This is a genomic window from Taklimakanibacter deserti (assembly GCA_003574785.1).
In genome coordinates, this window is record QORU01000005.1 from 14,440 (window position 1) to 33,917 (window position 19,478).

Genomic DNA, 19,478 nt, shown 5'->3' on the forward strand with positions numbered 1-19,478 from the left:
ACGGTTCCCATCATGGCGCGCGGCCGGTTCCCCGGCCGCGCGCTGATTTTTTGCAGTTTTGCAACCCGGGCTGAAGGGTGCTCGGACAGCACGAAGGCCAGGGGCTACGAACGGGTCCCGGCCAAGTCGAAGCCGGTGAAGCGGCGCTGGGACGGCGAGCAAGCCGATGCGCAAGGCGCAGTGTGCGCGGTTTTCGGATAAGCCGATGCGCAAGTTAAAGTAGAAAATCCCGTTAAGATTCAAGGGTTAAACGCGGCATTAACCCTTCCTCGCGCAGCATGCGGGCGAGAGAGACGAATCGGGTAATGCGGCGCGACGAATTAAGGCAACCTTTGCGCAAACGCGGGGCTTTCGAAAAGCTCTGGGCGAAGCGTCCTTCTGCCTTGATCGCGGCGTCGCTGGCGACGGCCCTGTTTCTGAGCCTTGCCGCCGCCTTCCTGGCCCGCACCCCCTATCCTTATGCCGGTGAACCGATCGTGACCGTCCGGATCCCACCGGTCGAAGAGCTCAAGACCGCCTCCATCGACAAGGCGCCGGAAGCGCCAGCCGAGGCCGAAGAGCCTGTCGACAGCGGCGAGGCGCAAAAGGTCGAAATACTGGAGGCGGAGCCGCAGGAAACCGTGGAGACGGAAACGGCGATCATCGTGTCGCCCCGCCGCAGCCTGAAGCCCGCCCCCTTTGCCGAGGTGAGCGAGACGGGACCCTACGGCGCGCTGCCGCGCATCGGTGAGCGCAATCGCAAGCCGCAGACCGTCTATGCGCGCCCGGTTGCGATGGGGGTCCTTCATTCCGACATGCCGAAAGTGGCGATCCTCCTGGGCGGCATGGGTCTCAACCGGGAGCTCACCCAGAAAGCCACGCGGGAACTCCCGGGCGAGGTGACCTTCGCCTTCGCGCCCTATGGCGATGACCTGCAGGCGCAAGTGAACAAGGCCCGTGCCCAGGGCCATGAGATCCTGCTGCAGCTGCCGCTCGAGCCCTTCGGCTATCCCGCCACCAATCCCGGGCCCAAGACCCTGATGGCCGGCGCCGACGGCAACACCAATCTCGACGCCCTCGTCTGGCATATGGGGCGTTTCGCCGGCTATGTCGGCATCACCAACTATATGGGCGGGCGGTTCCTGGGCGAGATGCAGGCCTTGCGGCCGGTGCTCGCCGAGCTGAAGAAGCGCGGCCTCGTCTTTCTCGACGACGGGACGGCGCCGCGCAGCATGGCGGCCGAGGTCGGCAAGGTCGTGGGCGTGCCGGTGAAGAACGCCAAAAAGGTGATCGATGCCGATCCAAGTGCCGAGGCCATCGACCAGGCGCTCGCCGAGCTCGAAGCCGAGGCCAGGGAATCGGGCTTTGCCATCGGCACCGGAACCGGGCTCGCGGTCACCATCGAAGCGATCGATCAATGGTCGCGTTCGCTCGCCGAAAAGGGCATATTGCTGGTTCCCGTCAGCGCTGCCTATCGTGGAAGAGCGAGCTAGCCTGTGGCCGCCCTTGAGGCGGCCATCCAACCCGTCTCCCGAGCAGATTGCCAAGAGAGCAAAATGAGCAAGAAGAAGTCCGAGCCTGGCTACCGCCCCTGCGTGGGCGTCATGCTGATCAACCCCGAAGGACTGGTCTGGATCGGCAGGCGCGCCGACAAGCCCAATGACGAGGGCACCGGGCAATGGTGGCAGATGCCGCAAGGCGGCATCGACAAGGGCGAGGATCCGGCCGAGGCCGCCTTGCGCGAATTGTACGAAGAGACCTCGGTCACCTCGGCCGCGGTGATCGCCGAAGCGCCCGATTGGTACAAATACGATCTCCCTCCCCATCTGATCGGCAAATCCTGGAACGGCAAATATCGCGGCCAGACCCAGAAATGGTTCGCCCTGCGCTTCACCGGTAGGGACAGCGAGGTCGATCTCAAGCCGCCCGGCCACAAGCAGGAATTCGACCAGTGGCGCTGGGCGAAAATGGACGAGATCCTGGGCGTCATTGTGCCCTTCAAGCGCGCGGTCTATGAGAAGGTGATTTCGGACTTCCGCCACCTTGGAGCTTGATATCGTGCCTTGCCTGCTGACCCACCGGGCTGTTTCGCTCCTCGTCGCCCTTGCGAACCATTCCGGCGCGCTCGCCTGATGTTCAAGCACATCATCTTCGATTGCGACGGCGTGCTGGTCGACAGCGAGCCCTTGTCCATGGAAGTCGACCGCGACATCCTGGCCGAGAACGGCATCGCCATGACCGTCGCGGAAGTGGGCGCGCAGTTCATCGGCCTGACTTTCGAAGCCTTCATCGACAGGATCGAAAGCGATTACCGCATCAAGCTGCCGCCTGACGTGAGCGCGGACAAGAACCGCCGCCTCCTTGCTCTCTATGAGAAGAAGCTTGCGGCGGCACCCGGGATTCACGCCACGCTTGCAGGGATGAAGCTGCCGATGAGCGTCGCCTCCAACAGCCCGCGCCACCGCGTGGAGGCCGCCTTCCGCATCGCCGGGCTCACGCGCTATTTCGGCGACCGCATCATCACCTTCGAGGATGTCGCGCGCGCCAAGCCCGCACCCGATGTCTATCTCGAGGCCGCAAGGCGGGCCAAAGTCCCGGCCAAGGCCTGCCTCGCCATAGAGGACAGCAAAGCGGGCGTCGCTTCGGCGGTCGCCGCCGGCTGCACGGTTATCGGCTTCACCGGCCTCGCCCATGACGGCGCCGCCTCGGCCGAGGCCTTGTCGCGGCTCGGCGCCAAAACCGTGGTCGATCGGCATGCCGACCTGCCTGCGGCAATTGCTGCCGTTTTAAGTCTTTGACTTTCCGGGGCAACGCGCCCATATAGCGCCTGCCCGCAGCATACCAACGGATGCGTGAAGTGGCGCCAAACACAACTAGGCGCCCCGTCCGGCTCTCACAGGGCTCCCCCGAACATTCCTGTCACGCGGAAGGTTTCAGCGCCGCGCCCAGGGTCTGCGCCTCATCGCGCATGCCCTAATCGGACAGGTCGGTGCTGCTCATCCGTTCCGAATCTGAAAGTACTATTTTGACAAAGTTCAACGAACTCGGCCTCAACGCTGCCCTGCTCAAAGCATTGGACAGCGAGGGCTATCAGACCCCGACGCCGATCCAGTCGGCGGCCATCCCCGAACTGCTGAAAGGCAGCGACCTCTTGGGCATTGCCCAGACCGGCACCGGCAAGACCGCCGCCTTCGCGCTGCCCATCCTCGATCGCCTGGCGAAGCTCAAGGGCCGCCCCGACCGCGGCACCTGCCGCGCCCTCATCCTGTCGCCCACGCGTGAGCTCGCCGCCCAGATCGGTGAAAGCTTCCGCACCTATGGCAAATTCCTGCGCATTTCGCAGGCGACCGTCTTCGGTGGCGTCTCCATCGGCAACCAGATCCGCACCGTCGGAAATGGCGTCGACGTCCTGATCGCCACCCCTGGACGATTGGTCGACCTCATCGACCGTCGCGTGCTGTCGCTGTCCAAGCTCGAGGTTTTCGTCCTCGATGAAGTCGACCAGATGCTCGATCTGGGCTTCATTCATGCCATCCGCAAGATCACCGGCCTGTTGCCGGCCAAGCGCCAGAATCTGTTCTTCTCGGCGACCATGCCGAAGGAGATCGCCGGCCTTGCCGCAGCGCTCTTGAGAGATCCGGTGCGTGTCGAGATCACACCCGTCGCGACGACGGCCGAGCGCGTCAACCAGAGCATCATCCACGTCGAGACCCGCAACAAGCTGAGCCTGCTGCTCAATCTTCTCGAGCAGAATGCCATGCCGCGCACCCTCGTCTTCACCCGCACCAAGCACGGCGCCGACCGCGTGGTGAAAGGCCTGATCCAGAAACGCATCGAAGCGGCCGCCATCCATGGCAACAAATCGCAAGGCCAGCGCGAGCGGGCTCTCGCGGGCTTCAAGAGCAGCAAATTGCGCGTGCTCGTGGCAACCGATATCGCTGCCCGCGGCATCGATATCGACGGCGTGTCGCATGTGGTGAACTACGACCTGCCCTTCGTGCCCGATTCCTATGTCCATCGCATCGGCCGCACCGCGCGCGCCGGGGCTTCGGGCGAAGCGGTTGCCTTCTGCGATCACGAAGAGCGTCCGCTGTTGCGCGATATCGAGCGCACCATCCGCCAGAAGATTCCGGTCGTCCAGCATGCGCTGAGCATCGCCACGCCAGAGGCGAATGAGCGCTCGGGCGCACCACAGGGCCATCATCGCCCGCAGCAGAACAAACCCTCCTGGCGTAAGAAGCCCGGCCAGAAGCCGCAAGGCGGCAATGGCAAATGGCGGCCACGCGGGCAGCAGCGCCAAGGCGGCGGCCACTCCCGCTAGACTCAACAAAAAGCCCGCCAATGGCGGGCTTTTTCATTTACGTCTCGCTAAAGCTTACTGCAGCGCGCTCTGCAGCGCCTGCAGGTGGTCGAGATTTTCCTGGGCGCGGCGGCGCGTCTCGTCGTCCTGGGCATCCGCCACGTCTTCCTGCGCGTCCTTGACCTGTTGCACCAGGAGGTCGGCATGGAGCTCGGCGACCGGCACCGCCACTTCGGCGAGCACGGTCAGGCCTTGCGGATTGACCTCGGCAAAGCCGCCGCGCACGAAGATACGCTCCTTGGCGCCACCTTCCTTGGTCACGGTGATGACACCCGGACGCAAGGTCGAGAGCACCGGCGCGTGACCGGGGAGGATGCCCATGTCGCCGTCGGTGCCCGGAATATCGACTTCAACGACGTCGCCCGAGAAGAGCAGCCGTTCCGGCGAGACGAGTTCGAAGTGGAGCGCCATGGTGATCAGGCCGCCTCGGCCAGGCGCTTGCCCTTCTCGACCGCGTCTTCGATGGCACCAACCATGTAGAAGGCGGGCTCGGGCAGATAGTCATACTGGCCATCGCACAGGCCCTTGAAGCCCTTGATCGTGTCTTCGAGCTTGACCTGGACGCCGGGAGAGCCGGTGAACACGGCGGCGACGTCGAAGGGCTGCGACAGGAAGCGCTCGATCTTGCGGGCGCGGGCGACGATGAGCTTGTCCTCTTCGGAGAGCTCGTCCATGCCGAGAATGGCGATGATGTCCTGCAGCGCCTTGTAGCGCTGGAGGACAGCCTGCACGCGGCGCGCCGTCTCATAGTGCTCTTCACCGATGATACGCGGATCGAGCATGCGCGACGTCGAGTCGAGCGGATCGACCGCCGGATAGATGCCCTTCTCGGCGATGCCGCGCGACAGCACCGTCGTTGCGTCCAAGTGGGCGAAGGAGGTGGCGGGCGCCGGATCGGTCAGGTCGTCGGCCGGCACGTAGATCGCCTGCACCGAGGTGATCGAGCCCTTGGTCGTGGTGGTGATGCGCTCCTGCAGGGCGCCCATGTCGGTGGCGAGCGTCGGCTGATAGCCCACCGCCGAGGGAATGCGGCCGAGAAGCGCCGACACTTCCGAACCAGCCTGCGTGAAGCGGAAGATGTTGTCGATGAAGAGCAGCACGTCCTGGCCCTGGTCGCGGAAATGCTCGGCGACGGTGAGGCCGGTGAGGCCGACGCGGGCGCGCGCACCCGGCGGCTCATTCATCTGACCGTAGACGAGAGCACATTTCGAACCTTTGCCGCCGCCCTTCTGATTGACGCCCGATTCGATGAATTCGTGATAGAGGTCGTTGCCTTCGCGGGTGCGCTCGCCCACACCGGCAAACACCGAAAAGCCGCCATGAGTCTTGGCGATGTTGTTGATGAGCTCCTGGATGAGCACCGTCTTGCCGACGCCGGCGCCGCCGAACAGGCCGATCTTGCCGCCCTTGGCGTAAGGCGCCAGAAGATCGACGACCTTGATGCCGGTGACCAGGATCTGCGCTTCCGTCGACTGCTCGACGAATTCGGGCGCCGGCTGATGGATAGCGCGCGACGACTTGGTCTTGATTGGACCGGCCTCATCGACGGGCTCGCCGACGACATTCATGATGCGTCCCAGGGTCTCGTCGCCTACGGGAACGGTGATCGGCCCGCCGGTATCGAAGACCTCCTGACCGCGCACCAGGCCTTCGGTTGTGTCCATGGCGATAGTGCGCACCGTGTTCTCGCCCAGATGCTGGGCGACTTCGAGCACGAGGCGGACATCGCCGTTCTTCGTCTCGAGCGCGTTCAGGATCTGCGGCAGGTGGGACTCGAATTGCACGTCGACAACAGCCCCCGTCACCTGACGGATGCGGCCTGCGGGCTTGTCGGAGGCCGTGGCGCTTGCGGGTTTCTTTGCCATTTCGATGTTCCTTCCGTCGTGTCTCTAGAGCGCTTCCGCGCCCGAAATGATTTCGATGAGTTCCTTGGTGATCTGCGCCTGGCGCTGCCGGTTGTAGCTGATCGACAGCTTGTTGATCATGTCGCCGGCATTGCGCGTGGCATTGTCCATGGCGCTCATGCGCGCGCCCTGCTCGGAGGCCGCGTTCTCGAGCAGCGCCCGGAAGATCTGCACCGCGATATTGCGCGGCAGGAGGTCGGCCAGAATCTCGTTTTCATCGGGCTCGGCGTCGTAGATGGCGCCGCCGAGATCGGGCGCCTTGCCGCCGGCGACGCTTGCCGGGATGAGCTGCAGCGCCGTCGGCTTCTGCGAGATGACCGACTTGAATTCGGCGAAGAACAGCGTGCAGACGTCGAACTGGCCCTCATCGAACAGCTTCAGCACCTTCTGCGCGATGCCCTGGGCATCGGCGAAGGCCAGCGTGCGCACCGCCCGGAGATCGGTGGTGTCGATGATATAGCGGCCATAGAGCCGCTTCAGGATGTCGTGGCCCTTTTTTCCGACAGTGAAGATCTTCACGGTCTTGCCCTGCGCCACGAGCCGGTCGGCATGTTCGCGCGCCAGCCTCGCGATCGAGGAATTGAAGCCGCCGCATAGGCCGCGCTCCGCCGTGCAGACCACAAGTAGGTGAGTTTGGTTGTTGCCGGTACCGGTCAGGAGCTGCGGGGCATCCTCGCGGCCCTCCATCGCGGACGAAAGATTGGCGAGCACTGTCGCCATCCGCTCCGAATAGGGCCGCGCGGCCAGCGCCGCTTCCTGCGCACGGCGCAATTTCGCCACCGCCACCATTTGCATTGCCTTGGTGATCTTGCGTGTCGCTTTCACCGAGGAAATGCGTTTTCTGAGGTCCTTTAGACTTGCCATCTTCCTGCCTTCAGCTCCTAGCCTCGTTCAGGATGATCAGGCGAAGGACTTGGCGAAGCCCGCCACAGCGGCCTTGAGCTTTTCGCCGACGGCGTCCGAAATCTGCTTCTCGTCGCGGATCGCGTTGAGGATATCGGCATGGCTCTCGCGCATGAGGCGCAGAAGGCCGTCCTCGAATTCGCGCACCTTGCTGACCGGGAAGCTATCGAGATAGCCATTGACGCCGGCATAGATCACGACCACCTGCTCTTCGGTCTTGAGCGGCGAGAATTGCGGCTGCTTCAGGAGCTCGGTGAGGCGGGCGCCACGAGCAAGCAGACGCTGGGTTGCGGCGTCGAGGTCGGAGCCGAACTGCGCGAAGGCCGCCATTTCGCGGTACTGCGCCAGCTCGCCCTTGATCTTGCCGGCGACCTGCTTCATGGCCTTGACCTGGGCCGAGGAGCCGACGCGCGACACCGAGAGGCCGACATTCACGGCCGGGCGGATGCCCTGATAGAAGAGGTCGGTCTCGAGGAAGATCTGGCCGTCGGTGATCGAGATCACGTTAGTCGGAATATAGGCCGACACGTCGTTGGCCTGCGTCTCGATGACGGGAAGAGCGGTGAGCGAGCCCGCGCCCAGGCTGTCATTGAGCTTGGCGGCGCGCTCGAGAAGGCGCGAATGGAGATAGAAGACGTCGCCCGGATAGGCTTCGCGGCCGGGCGGGCGGCGCAGCAGCAGCGACATCTGGCGATAGGCGACGGCCTGCTTGGAGAGGTCGTCATAGGCGATCACGGCATGCATGCCGTTGTCGCGGAAATATTCGCCCATGGTGCAGCCGGCGAAGGGGGCGAGATACTGCAGCGGCGCCGGATCGGAAGCGGTGGCGGCGACGATGATCGAATATTCGAGCGCGCCATTGTCTTCGAGCACCTTCACGAACTGCGCGACGGTCGAGCGCTTCTGGCCGCAGGCGACATAGACGCAGTAGAGCTTTTCCTTGTCGGGCCCCGCGACATGGATCGGCTTCTGGTTGAGGATGGTGTCGAGAATGATGGCGGTCTTGCCGGTCTGGCGGTCGCCGATGATGAGCTCGCGCTGGCCGCGGCCGATCGGGATCAGGGCGTCGATGGCCTTGAGGCCGGTCGACATCGGCTCGTGCACCGATCTGCGCGGGATGATGCCCGGCGCCTTGACGTCGACACGGCGGCGTTCCTTCGACGTGATCGGCCCCTTGCCGTCGATCGGATTGCCGAGCGGATCGACCACGCGGCCGAGCAACTCGCGCCCGACCGGCACTTCCACGATGGCGCCGGTGCGCTTGACGGTGTCGCCTTCCTTGATGTCGCGGTCGGAGCCGAAGATCACGATGCCGACATTGTCGACTTCGAGATTGAGGGCCATGCCGCGAATCCCGTTGGGGAATTCGACCATTTCGCCGGCCTGGACATTGTCGAGGCCGTAGACGCGGGCGATGCCGTCGCCGACGGAGAGCACCTGGCCGATCTCGGACACTTCGGCTTCCTTGCCGAAGTCCTTGATCTGCTTCTTGAGAATTGCGGAAATTTCGGCGGCGCGAATATCCATGATTAGCCGATCCCCTTCATCGCGATCTTGAGGTTTTGCAGTTTGGTCTTGAGCGAATTGTCCACCATGCGCGAGCCGACCTTGACGACAAGGCCGCCCAATATGGCGGGATCTACTCGGGTGGAGAGTTGCACATCGCGACCCACGCTCGCCTTGATGGCGGCCTTGAGGTCGTCGAGATGTTTGGGTGAGAGCGTGTCGGCGGAGGTGACCTCGGCCGAGATCTCGCCTTTCGACTGGGCCACCAGCGTGCGGTAGGCCTTGATCATGTCGGAAAGGACGAAGAGCCGGCGGTTCTGCGCCACGAGCTTGATGAAATTGAGGGCGAGGCTCTTGATATTGGCCTCGGCGCACAGCGCCTCGAGAGCGGAAATCTGGTCCTCGGCGGAGAAGACGGGCGAGCGGACGAGGCGTTTCAGGTCGTCTGATTCATCCATCAGCGCCTGGAAGGTTGCGAGATCGGCGCCGACGGCGTCGACGCCATTGGCTTCCCGCGCCAATTCGAAAAGGGCGGTCGCATATCGCCCTGGAACGCCTGATACTGTCTGATCGCCTTGAGCCACGACAACTCCCCGCCGAACCCGCGCTTGTCGAACCATTGCCGTTGGATCGGAAGCACCTGAATTTATTGATTAATCGTGCTTGCTAGAGCACGTGCGGCATGGGTCCCGCTCACAACCGCGCCGGTGGGTTATCACATGGGAAATAGACTCGCAACAAGGAAGGCACGGCGGATTGCCGCAATGGGAAAGCAGTATCCGCCCTGCCAATGCAGCGGCTGGCGCTGCAAATGCAAAGAGCCCGCCGGTTCGCCGGCGGGCCCTTCATGAAATTCGTTGTGACGAAGCTTAGCGGCTCACGCTCTCGCGCGCGATGCGCGGGATGTCGGAGCGCATGATGCCGAGATCGGCAAGCTCGCGATCGGTGAGCAGGTCGAGCTCACGCTTGGTGGTGTTGTAACGGTTCCAGCGCTTGAAGCCGTCGCTGAAGAAGTTGAACATGGTCTTTCCCCTATGGACTGACGGGTGGTTGGTTGCTTTTTCGACAGCCTGTATATGGTGCGTCGCACCATTTTGTGCAATGCGAAATTCACATGGCTGAGGTGCCCCCTGACTTCACGAAACCTTAACAATCCTCTGGCCTAAATACTTGAATCTACTGTGACTATTTTTTGACACCATAAACTCGATAAAATTCATAGACTTAAGCCTGGGCGGGATGCAAATCCGCCATTTTTTGCCGCAAAATAATGCACCGCAACATGGCCTGAAAGCCGGTTCCCAGCGCCCTCCGGGACCTCTATTGAAAGGCCATGCACCGCCTCCTCCTCGACTGCGATCCAGGTCTCGACGATGCCGTCGCCTTGGCGCTGGCCATGGCCTCGCCCGAGTTCGAGGTCTTGGCCGTTTCGACCGTCGCCGCCAACGCTCCCATCGACGTAGTGACCGCCAATGCCGAACAGGTCATGGACCGCCTCGCTTGCCCCTGCCCGCTGTTCCAGGGCGCGGCCCAGCCGCTCACGATAGAGGCCCGGCATTCGACCGATCTATGGGGCGGCGACGGCATATTGCCGCTCGCACCGCCGGGGCGCGCATCCAAACGCCTGGACCGCGAAGGCTTCGAGCGGCTCGCGCAGGAAGCGGATGTGGTCTGTGCCATTGGCTCGCTCACCAATATCGCCGGCCTCATCGCGAGGGGCCGCAGGCCCCGGCGACTGGTGATCATGGGTGGCGCGCTCGGCCGCGGCAATGCGACGCCCCATGCCGAGCTCAATATCTGGGCCGATCCGCACGCGGCGCAGATCGTCTTCGCTTCCGGCATCCCGATCACCCTCGTGCCGCTCGACATCACCCGTGGCCTGATCGTGCCCGGGGAAATGACCGCCGCGCTCACTTGCGCCGACACGCGCGCCGCACGGCTCGTCGGCGAGCTTCTTCCTTACGCCGGCAGCAACGCCCAGCCTGCCGCCATTCACGATGCGGCGGTCATCGCCCTCCTTCTGTGGCCCGGGCTCTTCACCCCCGAGCGCGGCCGTATCTCCGTCGTCACTGAAGGTCCCGAGGAAGGCCGCACGCACTTCACCGCGGCAGCGGACGGCCCGCATGATGTCCTGACGCAGGTTGTCCGGGACGATCTCTTCCGGCATATGCAGCGGAGACTATGCGGGGAGGATTGAATGAGCGTCGCCGTGTTCGGCTCCATCAACATGGATGTGATCGCCTATCTCGATCGCCTGCCGAAGCCTGGCGAGACGCTGCATGGATCGAGCTACAAGATGGGCCTCGGCGGCAAGGGCGCCAACCAGGCGGTCGCGGCGAGGAAGCTCGGCAATGACGTGATCTTCATCGGCCGCACCGGTGCCGATTCCTTCGGCGACGCGGCGCGCGCCGAGCTCACTTCCTATGACGTCGATCTTGCCGGCATCCGCCGCGATGACACTTCCGCCACCGGCATTGCCATCATCAAGGTCGGCGAAAGCGGGCAGAACATGATCTCGGTGATCGCCGGCGCCAATGCCGCGGTCGACGCGAGCGACGCCGCGGCGGCGGCGGGCGATCTCGCCAGATGCCGCGTGCTGCTGCTCCAGCTCGAAGTCCCCCTAAAGGCCTCGCTCGCCGCGGCGAAGATCCTCCGCGCCCATCAGGGCACCGTCATTCTCGATCCCGCCCCCGCGCCCAAAGAGCCTTTGCCGACCGAGGTGATCGCTGCCATCGATATCGTGACGCCCAATGAGAGCGAAGCGGCGGGACTTCTCGGCTGGCAGCCGGCAACGCCGGAGGACGGCCTCGCCGCCGCCCGCGAGCTCAAGGCCAAGGGCTTCGCGACGGCGGTGGTGAAGCTCGGCGCCAAGGGCGTCGCTTTCTCAGGCCCTGCGGCGGAAGGTTTCGTTCCGCCCTTCAAGGTCAAAGCGATCGACACGGTGGCCGCCGGCGACAGCTTCAATGGCGGCCTCGCTTCCGCTCTCGATGACGGCAAGCCCCTTGCCGAAGCGGTGCGTTTCGCCGCCGCCTGCGGCGCGCTGTCGACCACGAAGAAGGGCGCTTCCGCAGCGGCGCCGACACGCGCCGAGATCGAGGCCTTCCTGGGCAAGGTCTCGGCCTCCTGACATTTTAGATAAATCCGCAACGGGGGCCCGCATTGCGGGCCCGCGGCCCATCCGTTAAAGTCCGCACCCAAAGAACCGAGGGAGACTTCCATGTCACGCTTTGCCCTGTCACGCCGCTCCGCACTGGCTCTCCTGGGTGGCGCTGCCGCCCTTGGCCTCACCCATCGCGCCGCTCACGCCGCCGGCGAAATCAAGGTCCTGAACTGGCAGGGCTACGGCACTGATGAGAAATGGGCGCTCGAGATGTTCGAGAAGAAGACCGGCATCAAGGTCGTGCACGACTATTTCAACTCCGAGCAGGAGATGCTGACCAAGCTGCGCACCAGCCCCGGCACCTACGACGTCGTGCTGATGAACAACATCTATGTCATGGAAGCGGCCCGTGAGGGCCTGATCCAGCCGCTCGACACCTCGAAATTCTCCAACTTCAACGACCTCACCGCGGCGCTGCGCGACAGCGACCGCTTCGTGATGGACGGCAAGCATTACGCCATCGCCTGGGTCTGGGGCCTGACCTCCTTCGCCTACAACACCGAGAAGGTCAAAACCAAGCCGGACTCCATGGAAGCCCTGTGGGATCCCGCCCATGCCGGCAAGGTCGGCTGGCGCGACGATGCGCTGGAATCGATCCAGATCGCCGCCCTCGCCACCGGCCAGGACATGAATGCGCCGGCCGACATCGAGAAGATCAAGGACAAGCTCAAGGCGCTGAAGAGCCAGATCAAGACCTTCTGGTCGTCGGAGGACGAGTGGAACAAATACATGGCGGCGGGCGACTATGACCTCGCCGTCTATTGGTCGGGCTCGGCCGCGCGCTCCAAGAAGGCGATGAAGCTCCCCGTCGAATTCGTGGTGCCGAAGGAAGGCGCCATCGGCTGGTTCGACGGCCTCACCATCCCAACCAACGCGCCCAATGCCGAAGGCGCCGCCACCTTCATCAATTTCATGGTCGATCCCGAATTCTATGTGAAATGGGACAATGATATCGGGGCGCCCGCTTCCGCCAATGCCAAGGCCAATGCGCAATTGCCGGCGGACGCGCTCAACCGCGTAGTGCTCGGCGATCCCGAAGTGGTGAAGCGCGTCCAGTGGATGGCGCCGATTTCCGACGAGCAGAAGCAGAAGAACCAGGAGCTCTGGGACGAGGTGAAAACGAGCTTTGCCCTCTGAAGCTTCGTTTATAGCCCATCATCCTTCCCCCGTGCGGGAGAGGGACTGAATATGCGCCAGGCTCGCACCGTCTTCGCTTTGACGGCCCCCGCCTATCTGTGGCTCGCCGTGACGGTGCTCCTGCCGCTCGCCGCCATGTTCTATTTCAGCTTTCTCACCGCCTCGCCTTTGGGCGGCAAGGAAGTGCATTTCACTCTCAAGAACTATACCGACTTCTTCACCAAGCACATCTACTGGTACAATGCCTGGCGCTCGATCGAGCTCGGCCTCTATGTGACGGCACTCTGCCTCGTCATCGGCTATCCGGCCGCTCTGGGCCTCGCCAAATATGTGAAGGGCCGGTGGCGCGAGGCGATCTTCCTGCTCATCATCCTGCCCTTCTGGTCGAACGCGCTGGTGCGCACCTTCTCCTGGACCATGGTGCTGCGCGAGCCCTTCAACATCCTGTTCTCCTATCCGGCGATCGTCGTCGGCCTCGTCCATGCCTATCTGCCCTATGCGATCCTGACCTGCTACATCTCGCTCCAGGCGATCGACGATGCGCTGATCGAAGCGGGCCGCAGCCTCGGCGCAACACCGGCGCAGGCCTTCCGCCGCATCACTTTGCCCTTGAGCATGCCCGGCATCCTCGCCGCCATCTTCCTCATCTTCGTGCCGGTGATCGGCTCCTTCATGGAACCGCGCATATTGGGCGGCAAGGATGCGATCATGCTCGGCCCGATCATCGAGGGCCAGTTCATCACCGCCTTCAACTGGCCCTTGGGCGCGGCGCTCTCCTTCACCATGCTCGGCATGGTGCTCGTCATCCTGCTGGCGGCGACACCTTTCCTCAAGAAGCAAATGGCGGTCGGTTGACATGGAACGCGCCGCCAAAGCCTATCTGGGCCTCGTCCTCGTCTTCCTCTATCTGCCGATCGCGGTGATGATCGCCATGGCCTTCAACCGCTCGGCGCTCTACGAGATGCCGTTCACTTTCGATCTCGTCTGGTTCAAGGCCCTGGCCCAGAACCAGAAGCTGCTGCAGGCGAGCTGGAACAGCGTGTGGATCGCCTGCGTCAATGCGGTGATCGCGACCACGCTCGGCACGCTCGCGGCCTATGCCTTCGCGCGCTACGACTTCCGCGCCAAGCGCCTGTTGCAGATCCTGCTCTTCCCGCCCATCACCATCCCCTGGCTGATCATCGGCACCTCGATGCTGATCTTTTTCTTCTGGACCGGCATCGGGCGTGGCCTGCATGCGATCCTCCTCGGCCATGTGGCTTTGTCGCTGCCCTATGTGATCGTGGTGGTCGGGGCCCGCTTCGCCAATTTCGGGCCGCAGCTCGAAGAGGCCGCCCGTAGCCTCGGCGCCACACCCTGGCAGACCTTCTGGCGCATCACCGTGCCGGTGCTCCTGCCCGGCATCACCGCCGCGGCGCTCTTCGCCTTCGCCGTCTCCTTCGACCAGTTCGTGATCTCCTATTTCCTGGCGCCGCCCGGCACCTCGACCTTGCCGGTCGAAATCTATACCTCCATCCGCAAGGGCTTTACGCCGGAGATCAACGCCATCTCCTCGATCATCATCCTCCTCTCCATGGGCCTCATGCTGATCGTCGCCCGCAACTATAAATTCGGCGGAGACAATTGAGCCATGAGCCGCGTCGACATCGAGCATGTGACCAAGCGCTATGGCAGTTTCGCCGCGCTCGATGATGTCTCGATCACCTTCAATGACGGCGAGTTCTTCGGATTGCTCGGGCCCTCGGGCTCGGGCAAGACCACCTTGCTGCGCTCGATCGCGGGCTTCATCACGCCCGATGAAGGCACCATCTCCTTCGACGGCGAGCAGGTCGAGGCCGTGCCGGTGCATCGCCGCGCCATCGGCATGGTGTTCCAGTCCTATGCGCTCTTCCCGCATCTGACCATTGCCGAGAATATCGGCTTCGGCCTCGATGTCCGGGGCGTTGCGCGCGAAGATATTCAAAAGCGCGTCACCGAGATGCTGGCCCTCGTCCGTCTCAAGGGGCTCGAGGGCCGCTATCCACGGCAATTGTCGGGCGGCCAGCAGCAGCGCGTGGCCCTCGCCCGGGCCCTGATCACGAGGCCGAAAGTCCTCCTGCTCGACGAGCCCTTGGGCGCGCTCGACCGGCGCCTGCGCCAGGAGATGCAGGTCGAGCTCAAGGACATCCAGCGCGAGACCGGCGTCACGGCGATCTTCGTGACCCACGACCAGGAAGAGGCGCTCACCCTTTCCGACCGCATCGCCATCATCGATCAGGGCCGCCTGATCCAGGTCGGTGCGCCGCACACCGTCTATGAGCGTCCGGCCAACATCTTCGCCGCGAATTTCTTGGGCGACGCCAATGTCTTCCACGGTACGCCGGTCGCGGAGGGATTGCGGCTCGCCGACGGCACGGTCTTGGCGACCTCGAAGCCCTCGACGGGTGCTGCGATCGTGCGGCCGGAGAAGCTCACGGTCACGGCCGGCACGCAGAAGATCGCGGGCAACAGCCTGGCGGGCGAGATCATCCAGGCGATCTATTCCGGCGCCAGCGTGACCTATCGCATCAAGACGCACGTCCTCGGCGATGTACCGCTTCTGGCTTTCATCCAGAACCAGACCGGCGACGTCCTCGACACCGGGGCTCAGGTCACGGTGAGCTGGGACAGGACGCAGACCATTCCGGTGGAACCATGAGTATAAGAGGACTTCGTTTCGGCCCCATCGGCAAGCGCGCCGTCCATGCCGCGATCGACATGCAGCGACTATTCGCGGAGGACACCGAATGGGCATCTCCCGTCGTCCATGACATCGCGCCCCGCGTCGCCCGCATCACCGCCCATGCCCCGCATCTCACCCTCTTCACCCGCTTCCTCACGCCCGAGCGCGCCGAGGATGCGCAAGGCCAATGGCAGATCTACTATCGTCATTGGAAGAGCGTGCTCTCGAGCAATATCGATGCCGATCTTCTCGATCTCATTCCGCTCCTGCGGCGCTTCACGCCGCCGGCGCGCGTCATCGACAAATATGTGCATTCGGCCTTCGAGGCGCCGCGCTTCCAGGAAGCGCTCGACGAGCTTGAGGCCGACACCATCATCTTCACCGGCGTCGAGACCGATGTCTGCGTGCTCGCCACCGCGCTCACCGCCATCGATCGCGGCTACCGCACCATCCTCATCTCCGATGCGATCGCGAGCTCATCGCCCCCGGGGCATGACTCATCGCTCGACAGCATCTATCCGCGCTTCGACCAGCAGGTCGAGCTCATCGAGACCGACACGTTGCTGAAGGCCTGGACGCCATGACGGTTCCGAACTATTTGCGCACCCCCAATATCCCGGTCCATCGCGCCTGGAACACCTGGGCTGCCGACCGCTATCTCGAAATGTCGCATCTGCCGCTGGGGTTGAGGATCACGCCGGTCTTCTATGCTGCGAGCACGGCCAAGACCTCGCTGATGGGCCCGGGCTCCGACATCAGGCTCGGCCGCCACGAGCCCGACGGCCGGTTGATCGAGGCCTCCTTCGCCCATGGCGGCACCCATCTCGACTGGGTCTATGAGAAGACGTCGCCGTTCAATCTCACCGGGGCATGGAAGGCGACCAAATTCGGCGAATGGGGCTTGCGCTTCTGGGTGGTGCTGGCCTTGAGCCAGGACGATGGCGCGCTCTGGCACTATGACGAAGAGAGCCGCGCCGCATTTTGCACCATCGGTCCGCGCAGCGTCGCCGTCAGAGCCGCACGCGATCCGCTTCTGGTGACGGGCCATGAGACGCTCGACGGCTTGCGCAGCGAATATGAGACACATGGCTACTGGTATCTGGCCTCGCGGAGCTCGAGCGCCAAGGTCCTGGCCTTGCGCTTCAATCTCGAGGAAGCGCCGGAGAACGGTTTTTCGATCGCCATCGCCGATCGCAAGGAGCTGGCGTTCAAAGGGCTCACCGCAACGCCGGCCGTAAGCAAGGTTTGGACGCGCGGCGCAGCACTCGATGCCATGGCCGATATCATGGGCTGGAACACCATCTGGGACAGCGTCAATCACCGTCCCTACATCACCTGCTCGCGCAACTGGGATCTCAAGAAATTCGGCGGCTTCGGCTTCTGGCTGAATGACACGGCAATCAACGCCTTCATCGTTTCGCTGTTCGATCCCGACCAGGCGCGCGAGAATCTGGCGATGCTGCTCTCGGCGGCGGCGCCCGAAGGCAACCTGCCCTGCATCATGACCGGCAATGACGCCTGGGTCGACCGCACCCAGACGCCGATCATCTCCTTCATCGTCTGGCAGATCTATTTGCGCACTGGCAGCCGGCTCTTCATCGACATGGCCTATGACATATTGGCGCGCAACAACGACTGGATCAGGCGGGTGCGCGACGGCAATGGCAATGGCCTGCTCGAATTCGGCTCATCCGATGTGGGCCAGGGCCTCTATAAAGGCACCAAGCTCGCCGCCAAGGATGAGAGCTTCATGGACAATTCGCCGATCCATGACGAGGCGCGCTGGAACGAGAAGAGCCGCACGCTCGATTGCGAGGATGTCGGCCTGAACTCGCTCGTCTGCCTCGATTGCGAGATGCTGGGCCTCATGGCGCGCGCCCTTGGCCGCCTGGACGAGGCCAAGCGTCACGACGCCCACGCCGCTCAATTGCGCAAGAAGATCGGCACGCATTTCTGGGACGGCAAGCGCAAAATCTTCGCCAACCGGCTGTGGTCGGGCGCCTTCGTGAAGAGTGTCGCCCCAACGAGCTTCTATCCGCTCCTCTGCGGTGCCGCCTCGAAGGAGCAGCAGAAGCACTTGCTGAAGCATCTCGAGGATCCGAAGAAATTCGGCGGCCATTTCGGCCTGCCCTCGGTGTCGCGCGATGATCCGGCCATCACCGACAATGTCTATTGGCGCGGCCGCATCTGGCCGATCCTCAACTGGCTCACCTGGAACGGCCTCGAGCGGGCGGGCGAATATGAGGCCGCCGACCGGCTTGCCGAGAAGGGCTGGCGCCTTTTCCTGCAAAGCTGGGAAGAACGCCGTCTGTCGCCCGAGAACTATCACCCCGAGACCGGCGAGGGCCTGGACCAGCCCGACACCGATCCCTTCTACTCGTGGTCGGCGCTCCTGCCCTTTATCGCCCAGGCCCGGACCATGCATTTCTCGCCCTGGCGCGGCTGGGAGTTGCGCAACGAAGGCGAGGATTTCACCTTTGGCCCGGTCACCACACCCTTGGGTGCCCTGACGATCACCCGCAAGACGGGCAAGCTCACCCTCACGCGCGGCGAAGAGATTGTTTTCACGACCCAAAAGCAGGGTCGCATTCCCGGACCGCTCACAAGCCTGTGATGACGGGCCGCGGCTTATCCCGCTATTTAATCCGACGGGTTTTAGCTCTCCCGCCGTCTTAATTGCGGGCTAAATTTCCGGTAATATCGAGATCTATGAAGAAGACGCTGGTTTCTCTGTTTGTTCTGGCGGTCCTGGCCGCGTCCGCCTTCTATGCGCAGCGGACCGGCCTCGTGCCGTCATTCTGGTCGGCGACGACCGGCAAGCTCGCCGAAAGCCAGCCGGCGCCTGAGAAGAAACGTCAGGGCACGGCAAATCCCTCGCCCGTCGAAGTGGCCGCCGCCGCGACCAAGACGATGAGCGACGACATCACGGCCGTGGGCTCGCTCCTCTCCGATGAATCGGTTCAGATCGCCGCCGAGACGGCAGGCCGCGTCACGGAAATCAAATTCACCGAAGGCGACGAGGTCGCGGCCGGGGAAGTTCTGATCACGCTCGACGACACGCTGATCGCCGCCCAGCGGGAGGATGCCGAAGCCCGCCTGGCGCTCGCCAAGGCCAATTACGAACGCGCTGCCTCTCTGCGCAAATCCGGCACCGCCTCGCAGACAACCCTCGACACCGCCAATTCCGAGCGGCTGGTCGCGCAAGCCGTCTATGATCTGATCGAAGCGCAGCACCAGAAACTGTCGATCAAGGCGCCGTTCCCGGGTGTCATGGGCTTCCGCACCGTCTCGCCCGGCGCCTATGTCACGGCCGGCACGCCTTTGGCCAATCTCGAGAAGATCGACCGGCTGAAGGTCAATTTCAGCGTGCCCGAATTCTATCTGTCGAAGCTCAGCGTCGGCCAGAAGATCGAGATCATCGCCGACGCGCTGCCCGGCACACGCTTCGAGGGCCAGATCTACGCCATCGACCCGGCGGTCGACGTCAATGGCCGTGCCATCAGGGTCAAGGCGACCCTTCCCAACGAGGACGACAAGCTGCGCCCCGGTCTCCTCGCCCGCATCACGGTCAAGGGCCAGCCGCGCACCGCCGTGACGATCCCGGAGAGCGCCTTGGTTCCGCGCGGCAGCGACTTCCTCGTCTTCAAGGCCGACAATGGCAAGGCCAAGGAGACGAAGGTGCTCGCCGGCCGGCGCGAGAACGGCTTCGTCGAGATTCTGGAGGGCGTCGAGGTCGGCCAGCAAGTGGTGATCGCCGGCCAGGCGCGGTTGCGCGACGGCGCCGATGTCGAGATCGTGCCGCCGACGACCGCCGCGATCGAAGGCTGA

The 19,478-nt window shown here is 63.6% G+C and carries 19 protein-coding genes; 13 read left to right on the top strand and 6 right to left on the bottom strand.

Annotation, left to right across the window (positions count from 1 at the left end; genetic code table 11):
* Positions 1-332 precede the first annotated feature (332 nt).
* The 4 genes from DS839_RS11065 to DS839_RS11080 all read left to right on the top strand — a co-directional run bounded on the left by DS839_RS11065 (position 333) and on the right by DS839_RS11080 (position 4,300).
* Positions 333-1,472, top strand: a complete 1,140-nt coding sequence (locus DS839_RS11065) for a divergent polysaccharide deacetylase family protein (protein ID WP_162918451.1) — start codon at positions 333-335, stop codon at positions 1,470-1,472.
* 63 nt (positions 1,473-1,535) lie between these two features.
* Positions 1,536-2,033 (top strand): RNA pyrophosphohydrolase, encoded by a 498-nt coding sequence (locus tag DS839_RS11070; protein WP_119270394.1) that lies wholly within the window; start codon positions 1,536-1,538, stop codon positions 2,031-2,033.
* Positions 2,034-2,111: 78 nt separating this feature from the next.
* Positions 2,112-2,777: an HAD family hydrolase gene (locus DS839_RS11075; protein WP_119270395.1), complete on the top strand. Its 666-nt coding sequence runs from the start codon at positions 2,112-2,114 to the stop codon at positions 2,775-2,777.
* A 227-nt stretch (positions 2,778-3,004) separates the two neighbouring features.
* Positions 3,005-4,300 (top strand): DEAD/DEAH box helicase, encoded by a 1,296-nt coding sequence (locus DS839_RS11080; protein ID WP_119270396.1) that lies wholly within the window; start codon positions 3,005-3,007, stop codon positions 4,298-4,300.
* A gap of 54 nt (positions 4,301-4,354) precedes the next feature.
* Here DS839_RS11080 and DS839_RS11085 read toward each other — a convergent pair whose 3' ends face one another.
* The 6 genes from DS839_RS11085 to DS839_RS11110 all read right to left on the bottom strand — a co-directional run bounded on the left by DS839_RS11085 (position 4,355) and on the right by DS839_RS11110 (position 9,674).
* Positions 4,355-4,750 carry a F0F1 ATP synthase subunit epsilon gene (locus DS839_RS11085; protein ID WP_119270397.1) on the bottom strand — a complete coding sequence of 132 codons (396 nt, stop codon included), beginning with the start codon at positions 4,748-4,750 and terminating at the stop codon, positions 4,355-4,357.
* Between the two features lie 5 nt (positions 4,751-4,755).
* Positions 4,756-6,204 carry a F0F1 ATP synthase subunit beta gene (atpD, locus tag DS839_RS11090; protein WP_119270398.1) on the bottom strand — a complete coding sequence of 483 codons (1,449 nt, stop codon included), beginning with the start codon at positions 6,202-6,204 and terminating at the stop codon, positions 4,756-4,758.
* Positions 6,205-6,228: 24 nt separating this feature from the next.
* Positions 6,229-7,107, bottom strand: coding sequence for a F0F1 ATP synthase subunit gamma (locus tag DS839_RS11095; protein ID WP_119270399.1), 879 nt, complete (start codon positions 7,105-7,107; stop codon positions 6,229-6,231).
* 36 nt (positions 7,108-7,143) lie between these two features.
* Positions 7,144-8,673 (bottom strand): F0F1 ATP synthase subunit alpha, encoded by a 1,530-nt coding sequence (gene atpA / locus DS839_RS11100; protein WP_119270400.1) that lies wholly within the window; start codon positions 8,671-8,673, stop codon positions 7,144-7,146.
* Positions 8,674-8,675: 2 nt separating this feature from the next.
* Complete coding sequence (locus tag DS839_RS11105) at positions 8,676-9,236, bottom strand: F0F1 ATP synthase subunit delta (protein WP_162918452.1); 561 nt, start codon at positions 9,234-9,236, stop codon at positions 8,676-8,678.
* 285 nt (positions 9,237-9,521) lie between these two features.
* On the bottom strand, positions 9,522-9,674 hold the full coding sequence (locus DS839_RS11110) for a DUF1127 domain-containing protein (RefSeq protein ID WP_119270402.1): 153 nt from the start codon (positions 9,672-9,674) through the stop codon (positions 9,522-9,524).
* A gap of 311 nt (positions 9,675-9,985) precedes the next feature.
* On the opposite strand from DS839_RS11110, the gene DS839_RS11115 reads away from it, so the two are divergent.
* From DS839_RS11115 to DS839_RS11155, 9 genes are all read left to right on the top strand, one after another.
* Positions 9,986-10,849 (top strand): nucleoside hydrolase, encoded by an 864-nt coding sequence (locus DS839_RS11115; RefSeq protein WP_119270403.1) that lies wholly within the window; start codon positions 9,986-9,988, stop codon positions 10,847-10,849.
* Positions 10,850-11,779, top strand: coding sequence for a ribokinase (gene rbsK / locus DS839_RS11120; protein WP_119270404.1), 930 nt, complete (start codon positions 10,850-10,852; stop codon positions 11,777-11,779).
* 90 nt (positions 11,780-11,869) lie between these two features.
* Positions 11,870-12,949 carry an ABC transporter substrate-binding protein gene (locus DS839_RS11125; protein ID WP_119270405.1) on the top strand — a complete coding sequence of 360 codons (1,080 nt, stop codon included), beginning with the start codon at positions 11,870-11,872 and terminating at the stop codon, positions 12,947-12,949.
* A gap of 51 nt (positions 12,950-13,000) precedes the next feature.
* Complete coding sequence (locus DS839_RS11130) at positions 13,001-13,804, top strand: ABC transporter permease (protein ID WP_119270406.1); 804 nt, start codon at positions 13,001-13,003, stop codon at positions 13,802-13,804.
* 1 nt (position 13,805) lies between these two features.
* Positions 13,806-14,576, top strand: coding sequence for an ABC transporter permease (locus DS839_RS11135; RefSeq protein ID WP_119270407.1), 771 nt, complete (start codon positions 13,806-13,808; stop codon positions 14,574-14,576).
* A gap of 3 nt (positions 14,577-14,579) precedes the next feature.
* Positions 14,580-15,626, top strand: a complete 1,047-nt coding sequence (locus DS839_RS11140; protein WP_119270408.1) for an ABC transporter ATP-binding protein — start codon at positions 14,580-14,582, stop codon at positions 15,624-15,626.
* Positions 15,623-16,234 (top strand): cysteine hydrolase family protein, encoded by a 612-nt coding sequence (locus tag DS839_RS11145; RefSeq protein WP_119270409.1) that lies wholly within the window; start codon positions 15,623-15,625, stop codon positions 16,232-16,234. Before DS839_RS11140 ends, DS839_RS11145 begins: the two co-directional genes overlap by 4 nt.
* Positions 16,231-18,264: an amylo-alpha-1,6-glucosidase gene (locus tag DS839_RS11150; protein WP_119270410.1), complete on the top strand. Its 2,034-nt coding sequence runs from the start codon at positions 16,231-16,233 to the stop codon at positions 18,262-18,264. The genes DS839_RS11145 and DS839_RS11150 overlap by 4 nt, the downstream gene beginning before the upstream one ends.
* Positions 18,265-18,359: 95 nt before the next feature.
* Entirely contained in the window at positions 18,360-19,478 is a 1,119-nt protein-coding gene (locus DS839_RS11155; protein ID WP_119270411.1) for an efflux RND transporter periplasmic adaptor subunit, read from the top strand.

Excerpts from the sequence above, each read along its gene's own strand:
- DS839_RS11125 (WP_119270405.1), top strand. The coding sequence starts at position 11,870 with ATGTCACGCTTTGCCCTGTCACGCCGCTCCGCACTGGCTCTCCTGGGT.
- DS839_RS11145 (WP_119270409.1), top strand. The coding sequence starts at position 15,623 with ATGAGTATAAGAGGACTTCGTTTCGGCCCCATCGGCAAGCGCGCCGTC.
- DS839_RS11070 (WP_119270394.1), top strand. The coding sequence starts at position 1,536 with ATGAGCAAGAAGAAGTCCGAGCCTGGCTACCGCCCCTGCGTGGGCGTC.
- DS839_RS11075 (WP_119270395.1), top strand. The coding sequence starts at position 2,112 with ATGTTCAAGCACATCATCTTCGATTGCGACGGCGTGCTGGTCGACAGC.
- rbsK (WP_119270404.1), top strand. The coding sequence starts at position 10,850 with ATGAGCGTCGCCGTGTTCGGCTCCATCAACATGGATGTGATCGCCTAT.
- DS839_RS11115 (WP_119270403.1), top strand. The coding sequence starts at position 9,986 with ATGCACCGCCTCCTCCTCGACTGCGATCCAGGTCTCGACGATGCCGTC.
- DS839_RS11095 (WP_119270399.1), bottom strand. The coding sequence starts at position 7,107 with ATGGCAAGTCTAAAGGACCTCAGAAAACGCATTTCCTCGGTGAAAGCG.
- atpD (WP_119270398.1), bottom strand. The coding sequence starts at position 6,204 with ATGGCAAAGAAACCCGCAAGCGCCACGGCCTCCGACAAGCCCGCAGGC.
- DS839_RS11155 (WP_119270411.1), top strand. The coding sequence starts at position 18,360 with ATGAAGAAGACGCTGGTTTCTCTGTTTGTTCTGGCGGTCCTGGCCGCG.
- DS839_RS11110 (WP_119270402.1), bottom strand. The coding sequence starts at position 9,674 with ATGTTCAACTTCTTCAGCGACGGCTTCAAGCGCTGGAACCGTTACAAC.
- atpA (WP_119270400.1), bottom strand. The coding sequence starts at position 8,673 with ATGGATATTCGCGCCGCCGAAATTTCCGCAATTCTCAAGAAGCAGATC.
- DS839_RS11140 (WP_119270408.1), top strand. The coding sequence starts at position 14,580 with ATGAGCCGCGTCGACATCGAGCATGTGACCAAGCGCTATGGCAGTTTC.
- DS839_RS11085 (WP_119270397.1), bottom strand. The coding sequence starts at position 4,750 with ATGGCGCTCCACTTCGAACTCGTCTCGCCGGAACGGCTGCTCTTCTCG.
- DS839_RS11130 (WP_119270406.1), top strand. The coding sequence starts at position 13,001 with ATGCGCCAGGCTCGCACCGTCTTCGCTTTGACGGCCCCCGCCTATCTG.
- DS839_RS11150 (WP_119270410.1), top strand. The coding sequence starts at position 16,231 with ATGACGGTTCCGAACTATTTGCGCACCCCCAATATCCCGGTCCATCGC.
- DS839_RS11135 (WP_119270407.1), top strand. The coding sequence starts at position 13,806 with ATGGAACGCGCCGCCAAAGCCTATCTGGGCCTCGTCCTCGTCTTCCTC.